The sequence below is a fragment of the Vreelandella sp. L-15 genome, assembly GCF_056857635.1.
The window spans coordinates 15,973-34,022 of record NZ_JBSXNN010000040.1 but is presented as its reverse complement, the minus strand read 5'-3'; the positions used below and the strand labels follow the sequence as shown (position 1 = coordinate 34,022).

The 18,050-nt window shown below is 60.7% G+C and carries 16 protein-coding genes and 1 pseudogene; 8 read left to right on the top strand and 9 right to left on the bottom strand.

What is annotated here, in order from left to right:
• Positions 1–16 precede the first annotated feature (16 nt).
• On the bottom strand, positions 17–430 hold the full coding sequence (locus AC13CY_RS04915; protein WP_044628668.1) for a hypothetical protein: 414 nt from the start codon (positions 428–430) through the stop codon (positions 17–19).
• 258 nt (positions 431–688) lie between these two features.
• Between AC13CY_RS04915 and AC13CY_RS04910 the strand changes: the two are divergent.
• From AC13CY_RS04910 to AC13CY_RS04890, 5 genes and pseudogenes are all read left to right on the top strand, one after another.
• A pseudogene (locus tag AC13CY_RS04910) lies at positions 689–1,044 on the top strand (prolyl oligopeptidase family serine peptidase); the annotation flags it as partial.
• A gap of 123 nt (positions 1,045–1,167) precedes the next feature.
• Positions 1,168–2,181 carry a Bug family tripartite tricarboxylate transporter substrate binding protein gene (locus AC13CY_RS04905; RefSeq protein ID WP_483052360.1) on the top strand — a complete coding sequence of 338 codons (1,014 nt, stop codon included), beginning with the start codon at positions 1,168–1,170 and terminating at the stop codon, positions 2,179–2,181.
• Positions 2,182–2,248: 67 nt separating this feature from the next.
• Positions 2,249–2,701 carry a tripartite tricarboxylate transporter TctB family protein gene (locus AC13CY_RS04900; protein ID WP_483052359.1) on the top strand — a complete coding sequence of 151 codons (453 nt, stop codon included), beginning with the start codon at positions 2,249–2,251 and terminating at the stop codon, positions 2,699–2,701.
• A 19-nt stretch (positions 2,702–2,720) separates the two neighbouring features.
• Entirely contained in the window at positions 2,721–4,229 is a 1,509-nt protein-coding gene (locus AC13CY_RS04895; protein WP_193461067.1) for a tripartite tricarboxylate transporter permease, read from the top strand.
• A gap of 19 nt (positions 4,230–4,248) precedes the next feature.
• On the top strand, positions 4,249–5,268 hold the full coding sequence (locus AC13CY_RS04890; protein WP_483052358.1) for an AbrB family transcriptional regulator: 1,020 nt from the start codon (positions 4,249–4,251) through the stop codon (positions 5,266–5,268).
• Here AC13CY_RS04890 and AC13CY_RS04885 read toward each other — a convergent pair.
• The 6 genes from AC13CY_RS04885 to AC13CY_RS04860 are packed head-to-tail and all read right to left on the bottom strand — an operon-like array spanning position 5,210 to position 13,851.
• Positions 5,210–6,625 carry a sensor histidine kinase gene (locus AC13CY_RS04885; protein WP_483052357.1) on the bottom strand — a complete coding sequence of 472 codons (1,416 nt, stop codon included), beginning with the start codon at positions 6,623–6,625 and terminating at the stop codon, positions 5,210–5,212. The two genes, AC13CY_RS04890 and AC13CY_RS04885, sit on opposite strands and share 59 nt — an antisense overlap.
• Positions 6,622–7,305: a response regulator transcription factor gene (locus tag AC13CY_RS04880; protein WP_483052356.1), complete on the bottom strand. Its 684-nt coding sequence runs from the start codon at positions 7,303–7,305 to the stop codon at positions 6,622–6,624. Before AC13CY_RS04880 ends, AC13CY_RS04885 begins: the two co-directional genes overlap by 4 nt.
• A gap of 53 nt (positions 7,306–7,358) precedes the next feature.
• Complete coding sequence (locus AC13CY_RS04875; protein WP_058577198.1) at positions 7,359–8,105, bottom strand: response regulator; 747 nt, start codon at positions 8,103–8,105, stop codon at positions 7,359–7,361.
• 21 nt (positions 8,106–8,126) lie between these two features.
• On the bottom strand, positions 8,127–9,551 hold the full coding sequence (locus AC13CY_RS04870; RefSeq protein WP_483052355.1) for an ATP-binding protein: 1,425 nt from the start codon (positions 9,549–9,551) through the stop codon (positions 8,127–8,129).
• The gene (locus tag AC13CY_RS04865) at positions 9,551–12,649 is read right to left on the bottom strand and encodes an efflux RND transporter permease subunit (RefSeq protein ID WP_483052354.1); all 3,099 of its coding nucleotides are present in this window, start codon (positions 12,647–12,649) and stop codon (positions 9,551–9,553) included. Before AC13CY_RS04865 ends, AC13CY_RS04870 begins: the two co-directional genes overlap by 1 nt.
• Positions 12,646–13,851, bottom strand: coding sequence for an efflux RND transporter periplasmic adaptor subunit (locus tag AC13CY_RS04860; protein ID WP_483052353.1), 1,206 nt, complete (start codon positions 13,849–13,851; stop codon positions 12,646–12,648). Before AC13CY_RS04860 ends, AC13CY_RS04865 begins: the two co-directional genes overlap by 4 nt.
• A 215-nt stretch (positions 13,852–14,066) precedes the next feature.
• On the opposite strand from AC13CY_RS04860, the gene AC13CY_RS04855 reads away from it, so the two are divergent.
• Positions 14,067–14,654, top strand: a complete 588-nt coding sequence (locus tag AC13CY_RS04855; protein ID WP_044628662.1) for a TetR/AcrR family transcriptional regulator — start codon at positions 14,067–14,069, stop codon at positions 14,652–14,654.
• An 11-nt stretch (positions 14,655–14,665) separates the two neighbouring features.
• Here AC13CY_RS04855 and AC13CY_RS04850 read toward each other — a convergent pair whose 3' ends face one another.
• Complete coding sequence (locus AC13CY_RS04850; RefSeq protein ID WP_044628661.1) at positions 14,666–14,986, bottom strand: helix-turn-helix domain-containing protein; 321 nt, start codon at positions 14,984–14,986, stop codon at positions 14,666–14,668.
• A 99-nt stretch (positions 14,987–15,085) separates the two neighbouring features.
• A complete protein-coding gene (locus tag AC13CY_RS04845) occupies positions 15,086–16,096 on the bottom strand; it encodes a zinc-binding alcohol dehydrogenase family protein (protein WP_483052352.1) in 1,011 nt (336 codons plus the stop codon).
• 119 nt (positions 16,097–16,215) lie between these two features.
• Between AC13CY_RS04845 and AC13CY_RS04840 the strand changes: the two genes are divergently transcribed.
• Together AC13CY_RS04840 and AC13CY_RS04835 are read left to right on the top strand one after the other, a co-directional pair.
• Positions 16,216–17,100 carry a LysR family transcriptional regulator gene (locus tag AC13CY_RS04840; protein ID WP_483052351.1) on the top strand — a complete coding sequence of 295 codons (885 nt, stop codon included), beginning with the start codon at positions 16,216–16,218 and terminating at the stop codon, positions 17,098–17,100.
• Positions 17,101–17,130: 30 nt separating this feature from the next.
• The gene (locus AC13CY_RS04835; RefSeq protein ID WP_483052350.1) at positions 17,131–18,015 is read left to right on the top strand and encodes an alpha/beta fold hydrolase; all 885 of its coding nucleotides are present in this window, start codon (positions 17,131–17,133) and stop codon (positions 18,013–18,015) included.
• Positions 18,016–18,050: the final 35 nt, after the last annotated feature.

Below are 18,050 nucleotides of genomic sequence, written 5' to 3'. Positions count from 1 at the left end.
GACGCTAAATAAACGCTTACTCGGTAGCCGTTTCCTCGGCATCCATTTCCTGGGCCGAGTCACCGTGATGGTCGCGCTTACCGTGTCCACGTTCGTGGCGGTGCTCAGCATGCATCTCGTGCATAGCGTCACGCAGTGCCTGCTGCTCTTCTTCCGATAAAATCTCAGCGACACGGGCTTGATGCTCTTCACGCAGGGCAAGCACGGCTTCGCGGTGCTCAGCGTGTGCTTCATTAAGCGCCGTTTGCTGCTCTTCGCTCAGTTCTGCGCGTTGATAAACTTCTTGGCGACGCTCTTCCATGCGCTCCATCATCGCTTCCCGGTCCATGCCACGGCCTTCATGGTTGTCTGCCTGGGCGGTAAAGGCCAGCGGTGTAAGGGCAACGGCGAGCAGGGCAGGAGCAAATAGCTGACGTAGTGACATCTTCATGGCATACCTCGTTCTTAGTGAATACATGGTAATTTGACGATGTCAGTATTAACGGGCTTGGTGTAAATCGTTTGCACAAAGTGTGCAACAACCGTGACCTTCTCAATAGCAGTAAGGCGCGGCGTAGGTTATCGGTGAGGGGGCGCCATTACCTATCGCGAAAGTATCGCCAATAGTGCCGCCAACAGGAGTCAGACATGCCAGAACTCAGAGGGATACGCCAACTCGTCAGCCTTAGCGCGCTGATATTGCTGCTGAGCGGCTGTGTTGGCTGGTGGGCTGCCCAGTGACTTGCTCAAGTTTAACGATGGCCGCCTAGTGATCGATTTTATTGGAGGCACTCGCGCCGAGCAGCCTGGCGCCTTTGCACTGACATCCTCGGCACGGCAAATCACCGCGAACGCGCCGCCGTTTTTTCTGTTTCACGGCAGTTGGGATCAGCTCGTCCCGGTCACCACGCCACGGACTTTTACGCGGTGCTGCAAGCCCAAGGCATCCCCAGCGAGCTTTATTTACAGCGCGGCCGGGGCTATTTTGCCAGCTTCCTGTTGAGAGGCAGCGCCATTGAAGCGGGTATCGCGTTTCTTAATCAGAAGGTACAGCCGGAGCTCTAGCGCGAGGACTAGACTTTAGTTGGTTTTGCTCTTCGTGCAAGGTTGGTGACAGTTTTGTGGGATAGCGTTGTCTCTACAGGCAGCCGCCTGATTCTAATAACATGCACAACAAGAGACATCGCTATGCTCAAGCAACCTGTCAGCTCGTTTCCTCGCGCGCTTAAATCCCTGCTGGTGGGCGCCACCGTCACGGTAGCGTCACTGGCTATGGTGCTGCCTGCTGCGGCAGACAGCTACCCGGAACGCCCGCTCAACATGGTCGTCGGGTTTGGTACCGGCGGCAGCGCCGACCGGCTGGCCCGCTTGATGTCGGGGTATATCTCCGAAGAGATCGGCGTGCCTATTCAAGTCACCAACCGCCCAGGGGCGGGAACTCAGGTCGCTTCTAACTACGTGCTGAACGTACCGGACGACGCTTATACCGTTTATGCCTCCACCTTTGCCCCTTACCTGACCAACTCGATTCTGACGGGTGGCGCCAATTTCAGCGTGGATGACTTCTCCTACATCAATTTTCAGTGGTTCGATCTCGATCTGATCGCAGCCAACAAGGACAGTGGTTACGACGACCTGCCTTCATTGCTGGAGGCTATTCGTGAGCAGAGCGGCCAAGTTCGCGGTGCCGTTGTGCAAGGCTCAGCGGGCCACCTGATGGTGCGGCTGCTTTTGGACGAAGCGGGTATTCCTCAGGAGAATCTCAATTTAGTGACCTACAACAGCGGTGGTGAGGCGCGTTCTGCAGTGGCCGGGGGCCAGGTAGATTTTGTGTCCATCAGTGCTCAAGGCAGCGAAGGCATTCGTGAGTTCCTGACGCCGCTGGCCATCGTCAACGACGAGCGTATCGAGCAGTGGGATGCGCCGACCATCAATGAGGCCCTTGCTCCCATGGAGCTGGAAGTGCCGGTGCTGCAAGGCTCCATGCGCGGTTTTGCGGTGACCAGCGAAGTCGAGCGCCAGCATCCGGGCCGTTACGAAGCCCTCGCGGATGCCATCCAGAACGCACTGGCGCGCAAGGACGTGCAAGAGCACCTGGAGCGCAATGAAATGGGCGGCGTATGGGTAGGCCCCGAGCGTTCCAATGAGCTGATGCGCGAAAACTACGACGTGTTCGAGAAGTATGCCCACCTGCTCAACTGATCACCCCATCGTCTGACGATCCTGTAGTGGCAGGCACCCTCAGGGGGTGCCTGCCAGGAGTTTACCCATGACGGCACAAAAACGTGACTATGGGGACGCGCTCGTCCTCATCGGTCTGGCGAGCTTTACGCTGTGGTATCTGATGGATGCCATTCGCGTCTCCGCGACCCCCCAGAACTTATTGCTGATTCTCCCCATGGCGCTGCTGGTACTGGCGCTGATTACCCTGGAGGTGGTGCTGCGCCTGAAGAAAGGCACGCTGCTGACCCAGAACCAGCAAGAGGAACCTCTGCTGCGTACGCTGCCGGTGGTGGGCCTGTTTGCCGCCTACGTGATGTCGTTGGAAACCCTGGGTTTCGACCTGGCGACGGTGGCGTTCATCGCGTCTTTTCTGATTCTCAAGGGTGAGCGCAACTGGCTGGCGTTGTTCAGTTTCAGCGCGTTGTTTGGCCTTGGTGCAGCGTTCTTCTTTTCGCGCATGCTGCCTTATCCCATGACGCTGCTGCTGATCCCCAACTGAACGCATCGAAGGAGGCAACATGATTGATTTTGGTGCCGTCGAGCAGAGTATGAACCTGCTCTTTTCCAGCGCAGGGCCCTGGTTGGTAGTGGTTCCCGGTATCGTGCTGGGGCTGATTTTTGGGGCAACGCCGGGCCTGCAGATCTCCATGGCCATGGCGATCTTCTTGCCCATGACCATGTACATGGACTTCATTCAGGCCATGCTGTTCTTGACGGCGATTTTTACCGGCGGATCGTTTGGCGCAGGGATCCCGGCCATCCTGATGAACATTCCCGGCACTTCCTCGGCCATTGCCACGGCCTTCGATGGCTACCCGATGGCGCGACGCGGGCAGCACAATCAGGCGCTGGGGGTGGCGTTGGCCGCCTCGGTGGTCGGTTCGCTGATGGGCTACGTGGTGCTGTTCTTCATGATCCAGCCGCTCTCCTACATGGTTCTGCGCCTGGGGCCCGCCGAGATGTTCGTGGTGATCCTCTGGGGCATGACGCTGATCGCCAGCCTCAAGGGTGAGCAGGTGCTCAAAGGCCTGGTGGCCGGTTTCGTGGGGTTGCTGGTGGGCACCATCGGGTTCAACGAAATTGGCCTGGCCCGGGGCACCATGGGGCAAACCTACCTGCTGGACGGGGTGCCGGTGATTCCTGCCATGATGGGCATGTTTGCGGCGTCCGAGCTGTTCAAGCTGGCCAACAAGGGGTTCATCGTCGAGTCGGCGGATGCGCGCAAGGTACGTGCCAGCGAAATTTTTCAGGGCTGCAAGATGGCGCTGCGTCATCCTGTGGTGATGATTCGCGGTGGCTTGATCGGTGTGCTGGTGGGCGCGGTGCCCGGTGTCGGGTCGTCGGTTTCCAATCTGCTCTCCTACATCGAGACCAAGCGGCGGGATAAAGACCCGGACTCCTACGGCAAGGGCAACCCCAAAGGGGTCGTCGCGTCCGAGGCCGCCAACAGCAGCTCGGAGGGGGGCTCCATGGCAACCCTGCTGGCGCTGGGCATTCCTGGCGGTGGGGCAACGGCGGTGATGCTGGCTGCGTTTGCCATGCACAACATTACCGGTGGCCCGCAGTTCATCCGCCAGCAAACGGACGTGGTCTACGCGATCATCTTTGCCAACTTCGCCCAGGTATTCTTGCTGGTCATCGTGGGGATTTTGTTCATTCCACTGCTGGCCAACATCGTCAAGGTGCCCATGCGCTATCTGATTCCTTCCGTGCTGGTATTGGCGGTCATGGGGTCGTTCGGGCTCACCGGCAACATGACCGGGCCTGCCACGGTGCTGGTGTTTGCCGTGATCGGCTGGATCTTCCGCCACTACGGTTACTCGGTGCCTGCGGCGGTCATTGGCATGCTGCTGGGGGCTCTGGCGGAGAAGTCGCTGCTGCATTCCTACCAGATCAGTGGCGGGGATATCACGTACGTGCTGGAGCGGCCTGCGACCCTGGCCATCCTGGCGCTGCTGTTGATTTCGCTGTTTGGCCAGCCGCTGGTCAAGCGCTTTCAGGCACGCCGCGTGGCGGCAAAAGCGTAGCGCAGCAACGGGGGCGCGGGTGAAGAAAACGCTGAAAACCATTGGTTTGGGATGTTTGGGTGGCCTGGTGGCCACCCTTTTTTCGCTGCCGCTGGCGTGGATGCTAGGGGCGCTGTTCATGGTCATGGGCGTTTCGCTGGCAGGCGTTCGCACCGGGGTAGACAAGCGCTTGCATCGCGTGGCCATTGCCCTACTGGGGCTGTTCATCGGCAGTCGTATCCACGCGGACGAGCTGGTGAGCCTGGTGCAGTGGTACCCCAGCGTGCTGGCCATGCTGGCCTACATGGTGCTGATGCTGGCAGGAGGGTACTGGATCTTTGCTCGTGCCCGCGTCGGCAGCCTGAACGCCATGTTCTGTGCCTACCCAGGCAGCATGAACTCGGCCTTGGTGCTGGCCGAGCGTGCCCATGGTGACCTGCGCTGGATTGCCATTTCTCACTCGCTGAGGCTGGTCACCGTGGTATCGGGCGCGGCGCTGCTGGCCAGCCTGTTCGTCGACAGCGTGGCCTTGCCGCCCTCTGCCGAGCCGCTGTCGCTCATGGGGGTGCTGCCACTGCTGCTGGCTCCTGCTTGCTGGTGGCTGGGTCGACTGGTCCGCTTGCCGCTACCGGAGTTTCTGGGGCCGATGGCGGCAGGTGCCTTGATTGCCAATGTGGGCGTAGCCTACACGCTGCCCAATGAAATCCTGCTGGTGACCTTTCTGGTGCTGGGCTCCTCGGTGGGCTCGCGTTTTTCAGGCACCCACTGGCAACAGGTGGTGCGGGTAGGGCGGTTCGGCATGCTGTATGCGCTCTTTGCGCTGGTGGTGGCCGCGTTGATGGCCTGGCTGGTGGCCAGCGTCACGTCATTGCCGTTCGTGGCGGTGATGCTGGCGCTGATACCGGGCGGCGTCGGGGAGATGGCGGTCATCGCCATGGTCATGGGGTTCGACCCGGTTTACGTGGTCTCTCACCATATTCTGCGGCTGCTGTTGCTGATCTTCATGACGCCGCTGATGATCCGCCTGACGACGCTGGCAGCACCGGAAACGCCACCGTGACTTCCAGCCCGCCCTGAGGGCGATTGCGCATGGCAAGCTGGGCGCCGTGGGTAGTGGCCACCTGTTCGACGATGGCCAGGCCAAGGCCGCTGCCCGGTGCATGGGCGTTATCGCGGAAAAACCGTTCGGTGAGCTGCGGCAGCCGGGCGGGGTCCACCCCCACGCCTTCATCGTGCACGCTGAGTCGTACCGTATCGGCGTCATGGGTGAGGCCAATGGTAATGGTGCCCTGGTAAGGGAGCGCGCCGCCCGCGTGGAGGCTGGCGTTATCGATCAGGTTGATCACCAGCCACTGCAGCAAAATGGGGTCGCCATGAATGGAGGGCAGGGCCTCGGGCTGCTCGAAGGCCAGCTCCTGGCCCTTTTGGTAAATGCCGGTGGCGACCTGCTGGCAAGCCTGCTGGCATAGTGCGATCAGGTCAACGGCCTGCAGCTGGGTGAGTTCGAACAGCTCACTGCGGGTCTTGGCGTATTTCAGCAGCTGTTGCACGGTGTGCCCGGCATGCTCGGCAATGCGCTGAATCTCCAGCAGGTTGGCCCTGTTGGCGGGTGATTGCTCGCTCTTCAGGGTCATTTCCGTGAGTGCCCGAATCTCTGAAATGGGCGTGCGTAGCTGGTGGGAAACGTCGGCGTTGAGCTGTTGGGTGCTGGTAATGCTGCTTTGCATGCGTTGCATCAGGTAATTGATGCTTTGCGTCAGGGGACGTATTTCCCTGGGCACGCTGTCGCGAATGGGCTGCAGATCGTGGGGCGAGCGCTGGCGCAGTGCGCGGCTGATGGCGTTCAAAGGGGCAAGGCCACGGTGGATGGCGAGGAGCGCCAGCGTGATCGCCAGCAGCCCGGTCACCGCCGTGAGCCCGGCCAGGGTGACCATGAAGTCGTGGGTCAATGAGTGCCGGGTCTCTTTTGATTCCGCCACGATGACTTCGATGTCCACGACATCACGCCCGCGGCGAAAAGGGAAGGTCAAGGCCACGGCCCGCAGCTCGTTGCCTGCGTAAGTCACGTCGTAAAACAGCGGCGCGTCGAGGGAGTCGGGCGGATCGCCCAGCCCTTGAAAACCGGCAATCATGCCCCCCTGGGCTTCCCGGATACGGTAGAAAATCTTGCCCTCCCCACGACTGCCCAGCGTGCTGATGCTGAAGTAGTGCATGTTGATGCGTAGCTGGCCATCGGCGGTATATACCCGACGCTCCAGGCGCTGGGCGGCATTCAGCAGCATGGCGTCGAAGGCTTCGTTGATCTGCTTGCTCAGCAGCAGGTAGCTGGAGAGCAGGGCCAGGAAGGCCAGGGCGGTGAACGGCAAGGCAATCCACAGCAGCAGGCGACTGCGGATGGAGCGGGGAGTCGGGGTCAAGACGCGCCTTCCTCCGAGGCGGGTGGGGCCAGGTAATAGCCCAGCCCTCGCACGGTTTTCAGGCCGAAGTCATGGCCGATCTTTTTGCGAATACGTGAAATGTAGGTTTCCACGGCGGCGTAGCTGATGGCTTCATCCGTCGAGGAGAGCCGGTCGATGATCTGGTCCTTGCTGACCAGCCGATTCTGATTGATCAGCAGGTATTCGATGACCTCCAGCTCGCGGCGGTGTAGCGTGAGGGCCTGGCCGTCCACGCGCAGCTCCATGGCATCCGGAAAGAACTCCAGGCGCCCGCAGCGCAGGCTCTCACCGCCAAAATGCTTGGCTCTTCTGACCAGCGCGCGGGCTCTGGCGGCTACCTCGTTCAGCGAGAAGGGCTTGCACAGATAGTCGTCCGCACCGACTTCCAGCCCCAGAATGCGCTGGTCCAGGGTGTCGCGGGCGGAGATGATCAAGACGGGAATGGTGTTCTGCTGGTGGCGCAACAGGCGCAGCAACGACATGCCATCGAGCAGCGGCAGCCCCAGGTCCAGTACCAGCAGGTCATACCTCCCTTGCTGCAGCATGAGCAGCGCTTTTTCACCATCGCAGGCCACGTCGATGGTGAAACTGGCTTCCTCTAACGTCGAGGCAATCGAGCGCGCAAGATTGTCGTTATCTTCTACGATGAGCGCTTTCATAATGCAGTGACCTGTAGCGATGCCTTGTTGGGTAGCCTCTCGACCTGTGAGGCTTACCCTTCCGGCTGATACTTATAACCCACTCCGTAAACCGAGCGAATAATTTCTTGGTCGGGGAGGGCTTCCGTGATCTTTTTACGCAGCTTTTTGATGTGGCTGTCGACCGTGCGTTCAGACACGATACGGTTATCACGGTACATATGATCCATCAACTGCTCGCGGCTGAAAATGCGTCCTGGAGACTGCATCATCACGCGCAGCAACTGAAACTCGACCGCTGTTAAGCCTAAATCTTGGCCGTCGGCCAGTGCCTGCCAGCCCTCTTCATCTAGCGTGATGGGCGCTTTGGGGGCGGTGGTGGTGGGTGCTGCCTGTGCAGCGGCATGACTGCGGCGTAGCACGGCCTTAACACGTGCCACTACTTCACGAGGGCTGAAAGGTTTGCAGATGTAATCATCTGCGCCTAACTCTAGCCCCAGCAGCCGGTCTACCTCTTCTACCTTGGCGGTGACCATGATAATGGGGAGCTTGGGCCACTGTTCACGGATTTCCCGGCACAGCGTCAGGCCATCTTTGCCCGGTAGCATAACATCCAGCAGCACCAGTTCAGGCGAATGCTGAGTGAGCCAGGGGATCACCTCATTGCCGTGGCTGATAATGCTGGGCGCAAAATGATTGCTTTGTAAGTAATCGGCCATGAGGCGGGCGATTTTGGGCTCATCCTCAACGATCAGCAGGGAAGCGTCTTGGGGTAAACCATCTTGAGGTAATGCGTCGGGATGTGAATCACTCTGAGACATAGTCAGCTCGCTTATGGTCGTTTAAGAGGCGGTTAACAGTGGCAACCGTAGGGTCCAAGTTAAGCCACCCAGCGCCGAGGCGCTGGGTGTGAGCGTGCCGCCATGAGCCGTTACCAGCGCGCTGGCAATAGAAAGCCCCAGGCCGCTGCCACCGCTGGCGCGGTTGCGCGAACCCTCCACCCGGTAGAGCCGCTCGGTTAAACGTGACAGCTCCTCTTCAGGAACTCCGGGGGCACTATCTTGCCAGGTAATCACCGCGTCGCCCCGTTCGCAGATAAGGGAAACACTTAGCTTTCCAGGCGGCTGGGTGTAGGCACAGCTATTATCCAGCAGGTTGCTCCACAGCTGGCGTAGTCGTTGGGCATCGCCACGAATCATCACATCATCGGCCAGGGCCGTGGTGAGGGTCAGGCCGCTCTCTTCCAGCCAGCGGTCGGCGTCGTTCAGGCGGCTTTCCAGGCTTTCGCTGAGATTCATGGGGGCAAGCTGGATATCCAGCGCGCCCGCATCGCTTTGGGAGAGCAGGCGTAAATCGGCTACTAAGCGCTCTAGCTGAGCCACTTCCTGAGCCAGCGAACTTAAGTTTTCCTGGTTCAGCGGGCGGATGCCGTCCTGCATGGCTTCAATTTCACCCCGCAACACAGCCAGCGGGGTGCGCAGCTCATGGGCGGTGTCCGAGACCCAGCGGGCGCGGGCTTCACGGCTGGCTTCAAGCGTGGCGGCCAGCACGTTGAAATCTCGGGCAAGACGGGAAAGCTCATCTTTACCACGCTCTGGCAGGCGGGTGTGGTAGTCGCCTTCGGTTAAGCGCAGCGTAGCCCCGGCCAGGGCGCGGGTGCGCCGACCCAGCCACCATGAGAGCCCGCCTGCCAGCAGCAGCGAGGCCAGCCCTAGCGAGATCACGATTAGCACTAGGTTACGCTGTTGGCGCTCCAGAAAGCGGCTCTCCATGCGCTCCATCATCTCCTGTGGCGGGCGAAAACCCAGCGCGCCAATCGCTTCTCGCTGGCCGCTTGGGGTCGTATCGCTATACAGCGTCAGCCAGCGCCAGCCCATTGAGCCGCGCGGGGTATCCGTCGGCGGTATCACATACTCTCCGTCGCTATCGCGCAGTGCGAAGTCTTGTGCCTCGCCCAAGGGAGAAGGGCGATCACGATGCTCTTGGCCCAACTCGAACCGGACGATGTAGGGCCAGCGCTCTGGCGACGCCTCTAACCACGCCCAGTCGCCCTGGGTTTCCCAGCGGGTAATGAGCCCATCGGCCAGTAGGGTGGCGCGTCGCTCTTGGGATTGGTTGAGATACTCTAAAAACCCCCGGTCGATGCTGTACGAGACCGCCAGAAACACGCTCGCCGCGATGGCCACGTTAACGCTTAAAATTGCCACAAACAGCTTTAGCCCCAGCCGTGAGGGCCGCCACTGACGCAGTCGGGTCCATCTACTCATTAGTTTATGCCCTGCTGGCTAGGCTGGCGCGGGGCGCTTAACCGTTCACGTAGGTTTTCCAGCCCTAAATAGAGGCAGGGCACTACCAGCAGCAGAATCAGGGTGGCGAAGAGCATGCCAAAGCCTAGCGAAATCGCCATGGGGATCATAAAGCGTGCCTGGCGTGAGGTTTCCAGAATCATCGGCGCAAGCCCCAGGAACGTGGTCAGCGTGGTCATCATAATCGGCCGCAAGCGTCGGGTGGCGGCGGCCACAATCGCTTCGCGAGGCGCCATGCCTTCCCGTCGCTTACGGTTAGCGTAGTCGATCAACACCAGCGCATCGTTAATCACCACGCCGGAGAGCGCTAGCATACCTAATAGGCTGATGATCGACAGCCCAAAGCCCATCAGCATATGACCGCCCACGGCACCGACGATACCAAACGGAATTGCGGCCATCACCAACAGCGGCTGCAGGTAGCTTTTGAACGGAATAGCGAGCAGCGCATAGAGGGCGGCTAACATCAGCCACATGGCGTTACGCAGGGTGGCGAGGTTGTCGGCGGTATCCTGTTGGCGGCCGCCCATGCTCACTTCAAGCCCTGGCCAGGTGTTGCTGAGCGTGGGGAAGACCTCTTCTTGAAGGGTGGCGAGCACTTGGTTAATCGCTTGGTCGCCCTCTGAATCGGCGGTGACGGTGATAATCCGCCGCCCATCAATACGCTGCAGGCTGCTGGAGGCTTGGCTCAGAGTGATATCCGCGACTCTAGAGAGCGGCACGCTCATCCCGTCGGGGGTTCTGACCGGCAGGCGGTATAGCTCGCTAAGGCTGTTGCGCGACTGCTCCGGCAGGCGCACTTCCACGCTCACCTCCTGGCGGCCGATAAACTGCTCCACCGCCGTGGCTCCTTGCAGCGGGCCGCGCAGCGCCTGGGCGAGGTCGCTGCCGGTCAGCCCGAGTGAACGACCTTCGGCGGAGAGGCGCATCTCTAGCTGTGGCTTGCCATCGCCCAGGCCGCTGTCGATATCGGTCAAGCCATATTCGGCTAGCCGTTCGGCCAAATCTGCGGCGGCGGCCTCCAGCACTTGGGTATTGGGGTGAGAGAGGCGCAGGCTCAACGCCGCCCCGCTACCGGGGCCGCCAAAGTCAGACTCGAAGCGTACCGACTGCGCGCCTAACAGATCCCCGGTGAGGTCCCGCCACTCCCGAGCGATGCGAGAAGGAGGCCAGGCATCCAGGCTTTCCGGCGCGATATCCAAACGCACTTCCAGGCTTTCGCCATCTAGGCTACTGCGGGTGCTGCTGAAGGTGAGGGTCTCTTCCTGCTCGCTGAGCTGTGCGGCGGCATCGAGGAGCTGTTGGCTTAGCTCGCGGCTTACGCTGATATGGCTGCCAATCGGCAGGGTGACGGTGGCTTGCACCTGATCAGACTCGACCCGAGGCATCAGCGAAAAACCTAACCGCCCGCTCATCGCCCAGGCCATGGTCACGCAGAGAATGGCGACCCCCATAGCGACGGTGAGCAGGCGCTGATTGAGCGCGCGCTGTAACAGAGGCTCAAACTGTTGATAGGTGAAGAGATGCAAACCGCGCTGCATACTGAGTCGCACCGCTTCGATGGGCCGCTGCCACGCGGGCGTTTGGCGGGGCTTGCTGGCGTGGGCCAAGTGGGCGGGCAGAATAAACAGCGCTTCCACTAGCGAGATAATAAACACGGTAATCACCACCACCGGCACGGTGGCAAAAATCAGCCCCAGAAATCCCGGCAGGAACAAGAGCGGTAGAAACGCGACGATATTGGAGAGGATGGCAAAGGTCAGCGGAGTGGCAATTTCTTGAGCGCCTTTAACCGCCGCATCTCGCAGCGAGTAGCCCTGCTCTCGGTAACTGTAGATGTTTTCGCCCACCATGATGGCGTCATCCACCACGATGCCGAGGGCGATGATAAAGGCGAACATCGACATCATATTGAGCGACACGCCGACCCAGGGTAGAAACAGCATGGCCCCTAAAAACGCCGTGGGAATGCCTAGCGTGACCCAAAAGGCCAGCCGCGCCTCTAAAAACAGCGCCATCAAAATCAGTACCAGCGCTAGCCCCATCCAGGCGTTTTTCAGCAGCAGGCTGAGGCGGTCTTCGTAAACTTCCGAGCTATCCCGTGAAACGTCCAGGCTGACGCCATCGGGCAGGTTGGCTTGCAGCCGCTCTAACTCACCGTAAACCGCATTAGAAATACTCGTGGGCGTTTGGTCGCCGATTTGATACACATCTACCGATAGCCCTGGCTGGCCGTTGTAAAACTCCTCCCGGTCGGTTTCGGCAAAGCCTTCGCTCACTCTGGCGATATCGCCGAGCATAACGGGCGCACCCTGGGCGGTGGTTAAGATGGGCAGTTCGGCAAACTCCTCGGCGCTGTTGCGCCGCCCCTGGTAGCGAATCAGCCACTCGCCTTCAGCGGTCGTGAGCTGGCCGCTGGCAAGATCCAGCGCTTCCTCGGCGATGCGGCTCGCCAGCTGTTGATGATCCAACCCGTAGCGCTCGATGGCCTCGTCATCCAAATGAACCTGGATTTCCCGTTCGCGGTTGCCGGAAAGCTCGGCGCGGGAAATACCGCTGGTGGCCTGCAGCTCGGCGCGTACGTTTTCGGCGGCGTCGTGGAGCGCGGCCAAGCCCACGTTGCCATACACCTGAAGGCTGACCACGCTGCGCGAGCGGCCTGCCAGGGTGAAGCGGGGCGGGTCGGCGGCGGCGGGCAGGGTGGTGATGGCGTTCACGGATTGCTGAATATCCTGATACGCCCGCATCACGTTTACGCCATCAATTAGCGTGGCGCTGACCACGCCGCTGCCTTCGCTGGCGCTGGCGGTCAGTTCATCGATGCCTTCCACATCGGCAATCGCGGCCTCGACCGGCAGCAGCAGGCTCTGCTCCACATCCTCCGGCGTGGCACCCGGGTAGCTGATGGTGACCTGAACGATTTCCGTCTCGAATTCGGGAAACACCTCTTTTTTGATCGCCAGTGAGGCCATTAGCCCGCCGACGATAAACAGTACCATCATCAGGTTGGGGGCGACGCCGTGATCGACCATCCACGCCAGCGGGCCTTTACGCATCATTGAGCCGCTCCCTCATCCTGAGCGGGGGTATCGCCACGCTGGCGAATCCGCACTTCCTGGCCCTCTCGGGGTTGGGCTAGCCCGGCAGTCACTACCCGCTGGCCGGGCTCCAGGCCGCTGCGTATCAGCACTTCTTCCTGGCCGCGATAGGCGAGCGTGACCTGGGTGCTTTGCAGGCGATTATCCTCATCCACCCACCACACCTGCTCGCCGGGGCGAAGTGCGGCTGAGGGCAGCGCAATCAAGGGCTCTTCGGCGGTGGTATGAAACGCCACGCGCAGCACATCTCCCAAGCGCAGGGCGGGGCCGTCCTGGTTGAGCGCCAGTGGATCATCCACGGCGATCAACAGCTGGGCCTGCAGGCCGTTCTCTTCGAGGTTGGGCAGAATAGAGAGCAACGTGCCTTCCCGAGAGGCCCCTTCTGGCCAGCCTTGGCTAGTCAGCGTGACGCTCCCCCCCGGCGATAGCCAATCCAGCGTTTCGCCAGGAAGGGAAGCGCGCACCCAGAACTGCTCGACGCCGACCAAACTCGCCACGGCGGTGCCTTGGCTCAGCAGGCTGCCAGCGCCCACCAAACGCTCTTGCACCATGGCGCGCCACGGGGCGGTCAAGGTCGCACGCTCCAGGTTGAGCGCCGCTTGGTCTCGCACCACGCGGGCTTGGGTCAGTTGAGCTTGGGCCTGACGGAGCTGTGGTTCACGCAGCACTAGCGCGCGGCGTTCGGCGCTGAGCTGGCGGCCAAAGGATTCGTACTCGCTGCGCGCACGCTGCTGCTCGGCCTGCTCTAAGGCGAGCTGCGCCTGGGCATTCGCCAACTGGGCTTCGGCGTCTTCTAGCGTTAAGCGCAGGTCGGCTTGGTCGATGTGGGCCACCGGCTCGCCCTGCTCCACGACTCGCCCAGGCAGCACGCCATCGCCAAAGCGCTCTAGCTGGCCCGCTACGCGGCTGGCAAGCTCGGTGGATTTTTCTGCCTCAACGCGGCCAAAGCCGTTCAGCGTGGGTGACTGCACCTGCTGTTCCGTAGTGATGACATCGACCACAGGCGGCGTTGGCAGTGGCGGCGGGCGGCGCTCGACCCGTGGCGGCTGGCTAACGATCCACCAAGCGAGAGCTAAACCACCGACAAACACCAATAGCGCTGCCAGCGCACCGAAGCCGATGCGACCTTGCTGAGAAAAAGCGTAAGAGTGAGAGGGGGTCATGGACGGGCGTTATCCGTTGGCTGAGAGCGAAAATTCCAGAAAAGAGCGCGTATCATGCTAGCATCACCGATTGCCACGCAGCGATTAGGTAAGCTTTGTGCAAAAAGTGTGCAACCCGACGTGATGGGGCTTTTTTGCACCAAACGCTGACGCAGCAAGCAATAACTGCCATCATCCATGTGAAAAGCCATAGACTCCCTGGTCTGTATGACGTTATGAAAAACACCGCCACCCGTGACAAACTCATTGATTCTGGTGCCGAGCTGATTGCCCAGCAGGGCTATAATGCGACGGGTATCAATGCTGTATTAAAAACCTGCGGTGTCCCCAAAGGCTCGTTCTACCACTACTTTTCCAGCAAAGAAGACTTCGGCTTGGCGGTCATTGAGCGCTTCGCCGACGATTACGATGCGTCGTTAGCGGCGCTGCTGGAAGACCCCGCCCTGCCGCCCCTGGAGCGTTTGCGCCGCTACTTTGCCACCGGGCGCGCCCATATGCTCGACTGCGATCACACCACCGGCTGCTTGATCGGTAATCTCGGTCAGGAGCTTTCCGGCCAGAGTGATACCTTCCGTGATGCCCTGAATTTGGTGTTTCAGCGTTGGGAAAAACGCTTTGTGGCCTGCTTGAGCCAAGCCCAAGCCGACGGCACGATCAATGCCGCCATCCCGCCTGAGGCGCTGGCCAGCTTTATTCTCTCCGGATGGGAAGGGGCGATTCTGCGGGCTAAAACACTCAAATCTCTGGCCCCTATGGAACACTTCGAGGCCATTTTGTTCGATCAAGTGCTGGTGCCACGCTAGCAGGCGATACATCAATGGCGAGCGCGGAAGTGGTAATCACCGCTAGACACGTCGTTGTTCACGGCGGCGAGCAGAGAGGTGCTCGCGGTGTCGGCATTGAGCTGGCCGGTTTGTACCAGCGCCCGAAAATCGTGGTGGGGCAGGGCAATGTCGTCCGGCGTGACGCCAAAAAAGTGGCAAATACGCTGGAGCGCGGCATGGCTGGGGTAGTAGCGTCCGCTGAGGTGGCGGTTGAACTGCGCCCGGTTGATGGGCAGGCGAAGGCACACGTCGGCAATAGAGGGGTAGTAGCTGCACAGCAGGCGCAAATTGGCCACAAATTCATCGTGCATAGGCGTGACTCTTGGGCGGTGGCGGCTAATGTGCCGCCTTGCGCCCAAGAGTGCAACGGCTCGCCCCTCACACCTGCTTAAAATAAGCGGTGCACGTGGTTAGAAGCCCTCTAATACCAGCTTACCCACAGTACGATTGCTCTCGATCAGCGCGTGAGCGCGCGTTAGGTTATCGGCATTGATAGGGCCGAGCACTTCGCCCAGCGTCGTGGTTAAACGGCCGCTATCCACCATGGCGGCGACTTCGCTCAATAGGTCGTGCTGCTTGGCAATGTCCTCGGTGGTAAACAGCGGCCGCGTGAACATCAGCTCCCAGTGCAGTGACAGGCTCTTGAGCTTGAGTTTGCGCACGTCGATCAGCTCCGGGTCATCGATCAGCGCCAGCTTGCCCTGGGGTTTTAGAGCATTGATGATCGCCTCAAAGTGGTGGTCGGTTTGGTTCAGGCTGATCACCATATCCACCTGCTCGTAGCCTGCGGCGTTGAGCGCTTCATCCAGCGGTTGGTGGTGGTCGATCACCGCATCGGCGCCGAGCGACGTGATCCAGGCTTGGCTTTCCGGGCGAGAGGCTGTCCCAATCACGGTGATATCGGTGAGCTGCTTGGCGAGCTGAATCAGAATCGAGCCAACACCCCCCGCAGCGCCTACCACTAATAGGGTTTTGCCTTTGGTGTCGCGCAGGCCCAGTTCCAGGCGGTCAAACAGTAGCTCCCAGGCGGTAATGGCGGTGAGAGGGAGAGCCGCTGCCTGGACGTCAGACAGACTTTTCGGCGCCAGGCTGACGATACGCTCATCGACCAGTTGGTACTCGGCATTGGAGCCTTGGCGCGCAATGCTGCCTGCGTACCACACCCGGTCACCTGGCTGAAAGCGAGTGACCGCACTGCCCACGGCATCGACCACGCCTACCGCGTCGTAACCCAGCACCCGCGGCTCGCCGCCTTCAGGCAGCGCGCTTTTGCGCACCTTGGCATCCACCGGGTTAACGGAAACCGCGCTCACCGCGACGCGAATATCGTGGGGCTCGGGTGTGGGCAGCGGTAGCTCGACGGCGTGCAGGGCGTCTGGGTGGTCGATCGGCAGGCTTTTGGTAAACGCAAATGCTTTCATAGTGGCTCTCTAAAGGATGATGAATGGCGTCATCATGCCTGGGTGTCGTTTTATGAAAAAGAGGGCTAATGTAGCTAACAGTTTCCATTTTTTTTTGAAAATAAGGGCGCCATCGACCCATGCGTACTGATGACCTAAACGTGCTTGTCTACGCCGCCGAGCACGGCAGCCTTTCCGCCGCCGCGCGGGAGCTGGCGATTACCCCGGCAGTGGCTAGCGCGGCAATCAAACGGCTTGAAGACGCGTTGGGCACGCGGCTACTGGTACGCTCTACCCGCAGCTTGCGGCTAACGCCCGCCGGGGCGCACTATTTAGTGCATGCGAAAACGGCATTGAGCGCCCTTGCCGAAGGGGAAAAAGAGCTGCACCGCGAACGCCAGGAGATCGCGGGAGAGCTCAGCCTCTCCATGCCTTCCGATCTGGGCCGCAACGTGCTGCTGGGCTGGCTGGATCGCTTTATGGCGCGGCATCCGCAGCTGCGCCTGCGGCTTCGGGTGAGTGACCGGGTGAGCGACCTGTTTCGCCAGCCGGTGGAGATTGCCCTGCGCTACGGCGTGCCGGAGGATTCCAGCCTGGTAGCCCTGCCGCTAAAAAGCGATAACCACCGGGCGGTGTGCGCAGCACCAAGCTATATCGCGCGCCACGGCGAGCCTGCCACTCCAGATGAATTACGCCAGCACAACTGCCTCTGCTTCAACCTGGGTGAGCGGGTGCACAACCAGTGGCAGTTCGGCAGTGAGCGTATCAGCGTGCAGGGCAATCGAGTGAGCGACGATGCCGAGTGCGTGCGCCGCTGGGCGCTGGCGGGAGAGGGCATTGCCTATAAATCTCGCCTCGATGTTCAGGCAGACCTCGATGCAGGCCGCTTGGTGGCGCTGTTGGCCTCGTTTTCTACCGAGCCCGCGCCGCTGTATCTCGTCTGCCCGCATCGGCTGTCGCTCACGCCCGCTGTGGTCGCGCTGAAAGACTTTCTGATCGAACGGTTACAAGAGAACGCCAAGTGAAGAGCATCACCTATCCGCGAGGAGCTAGCCATGTTTGCAGGGTTTGAAAAACAGACACGCCGCGTTAACGGCGTCGATATTGCCTATCGGATGGGCGGCAACGGCCCGGCACTACTGCTGCTTCACGGCCACCCGCAGACCCATATGATTTGGCACAAAGTTGCGGGCATGCTTGCCCAGCACTTTACGGTGATTGCCGCCGACCTGCGCGGCTACGGCGATAGCGGTAAGCCGGATGACGACGCAGAGCACTTCAATTACGCCAAGCGCACCATGGCCGCCGATATGGCCGAACTAATGAGCGCGCTGGGGTTCGAGCGTTTCAAGGTGCTGGCCCACGACCGTGGCGCGCGGGTGGCACACCGCTTAGGGGTAGACCACGCAGCACGCGTCGAGCGCATGGTGCTTTTAGATATCGCCCCCACGCTGGCCATGTACCGTGGCACCAATGAGGCGTTCGCCCGCAGCTACTGGCACTGGTTCTTTCTGATTCGCCCCCAGCCGCTGCCAGAAATGCTGATTCAAGCCGACCCCGCTCAGTATTTAAAAAGCGTGATGGGCGCCCGCAGTGCGGGCATGGCACCGTTCGCCCCAGAAGCGCTGGCGGAGTACGAGCGCTGCCTGGCGCTTCCCGGCACGGCCACCGGCATCTGCGGCGACTACCGCGCCAGCGCCACCATCGATCTGGAGCACGACCAGGCGGATATCGACGCGGATGTGAAACTCACCTGTCCGATCAACGTGATGTGGGGTGCCCAAGGTGCGATTGAAGCCTGCTTCGATGCCTTGGCTGAATGGCGCAAGGTAGCGACGCAGGTAGAGGGCAAGGCGTTGCCCTGCGGGCACTACATTGCCGAGGAGGTTCCTGACCTGCTGCTGGAAGAGGCGCTGCCGTTTCTACACCGGGATGAATGACATTAGACGCTAGCAGCACCGATCATCGCGTCGGT

Bases quoted from the DNA above. Each gene is read 5' to 3' on its own strand.
- AC13CY_RS04915 (WP_044628668.1), bottom strand. From the start codon at position 430: ATGAAGATGTCACTACGTCAGCTATTTGCTCCTGCCCTGCTCGCCGTT.
- AC13CY_RS04905 (WP_483052360.1), top strand. From the start codon at position 1,168: ATGCTCAAGCAACCTGTCAGCTCGTTTCCTCGCGCGCTTAAATCCCTG.
- AC13CY_RS04900 (WP_483052359.1), top strand. From the start codon at position 2,249: ATGACGGCACAAAAACGTGACTATGGGGACGCGCTCGTCCTCATCGGT.
- AC13CY_RS04895 (WP_193461067.1), top strand. From the start codon at position 2,721: ATGATTGATTTTGGTGCCGTCGAGCAGAGTATGAACCTGCTCTTTTCC.
- AC13CY_RS04880 (WP_483052356.1), bottom strand. From the start codon at position 7,305: ATGAAAGCGCTCATCGTAGAAGATAACGACAATCTTGCGCGCTCGATT.
- AC13CY_RS04875 (WP_058577198.1), bottom strand. From the start codon at position 8,105: ATGTCTCAGAGTGATTCACATCCCGACGCATTACCTCAAGATGGTTTA.
- AC13CY_RS04870 (WP_483052355.1), bottom strand. From the start codon at position 9,551: ATGAGTAGATGGACCCGACTGCGTCAGTGGCGGCCCTCACGGCTGGGG.
- AC13CY_RS04865 (WP_483052354.1), bottom strand. From the start codon at position 12,649: ATGATGCGTAAAGGCCCGCTGGCGTGGATGGTCGATCACGGCGTCGCC.
- AC13CY_RS04860 (WP_483052353.1), bottom strand. From the start codon at position 13,851: ATGACCCCCTCTCACTCTTACGCTTTTTCTCAGCAAGGTCGCATCGGC.
- AC13CY_RS04855 (WP_044628662.1), top strand. From the start codon at position 14,067: ATGAAAAACACCGCCACCCGTGACAAACTCATTGATTCTGGTGCCGAG.
- AC13CY_RS04850 (WP_044628661.1), bottom strand. From the start codon at position 14,986: ATGCACGATGAATTTGTGGCCAATTTGCGCCTGCTGTGCAGCTACTAC.
- AC13CY_RS04845 (WP_483052352.1), bottom strand. From the start codon at position 16,096: ATGAAAGCATTTGCGTTTACCAAAAGCCTGCCGATCGACCACCCAGAC.
- AC13CY_RS04840 (WP_483052351.1), top strand. From the start codon at position 16,216: ATGCGTACTGATGACCTAAACGTGCTTGTCTACGCCGCCGAGCACGGC.
- AC13CY_RS04835 (WP_483052350.1), top strand. From the start codon at position 17,131: ATGTTTGCAGGGTTTGAAAAACAGACACGCCGCGTTAACGGCGTCGAT.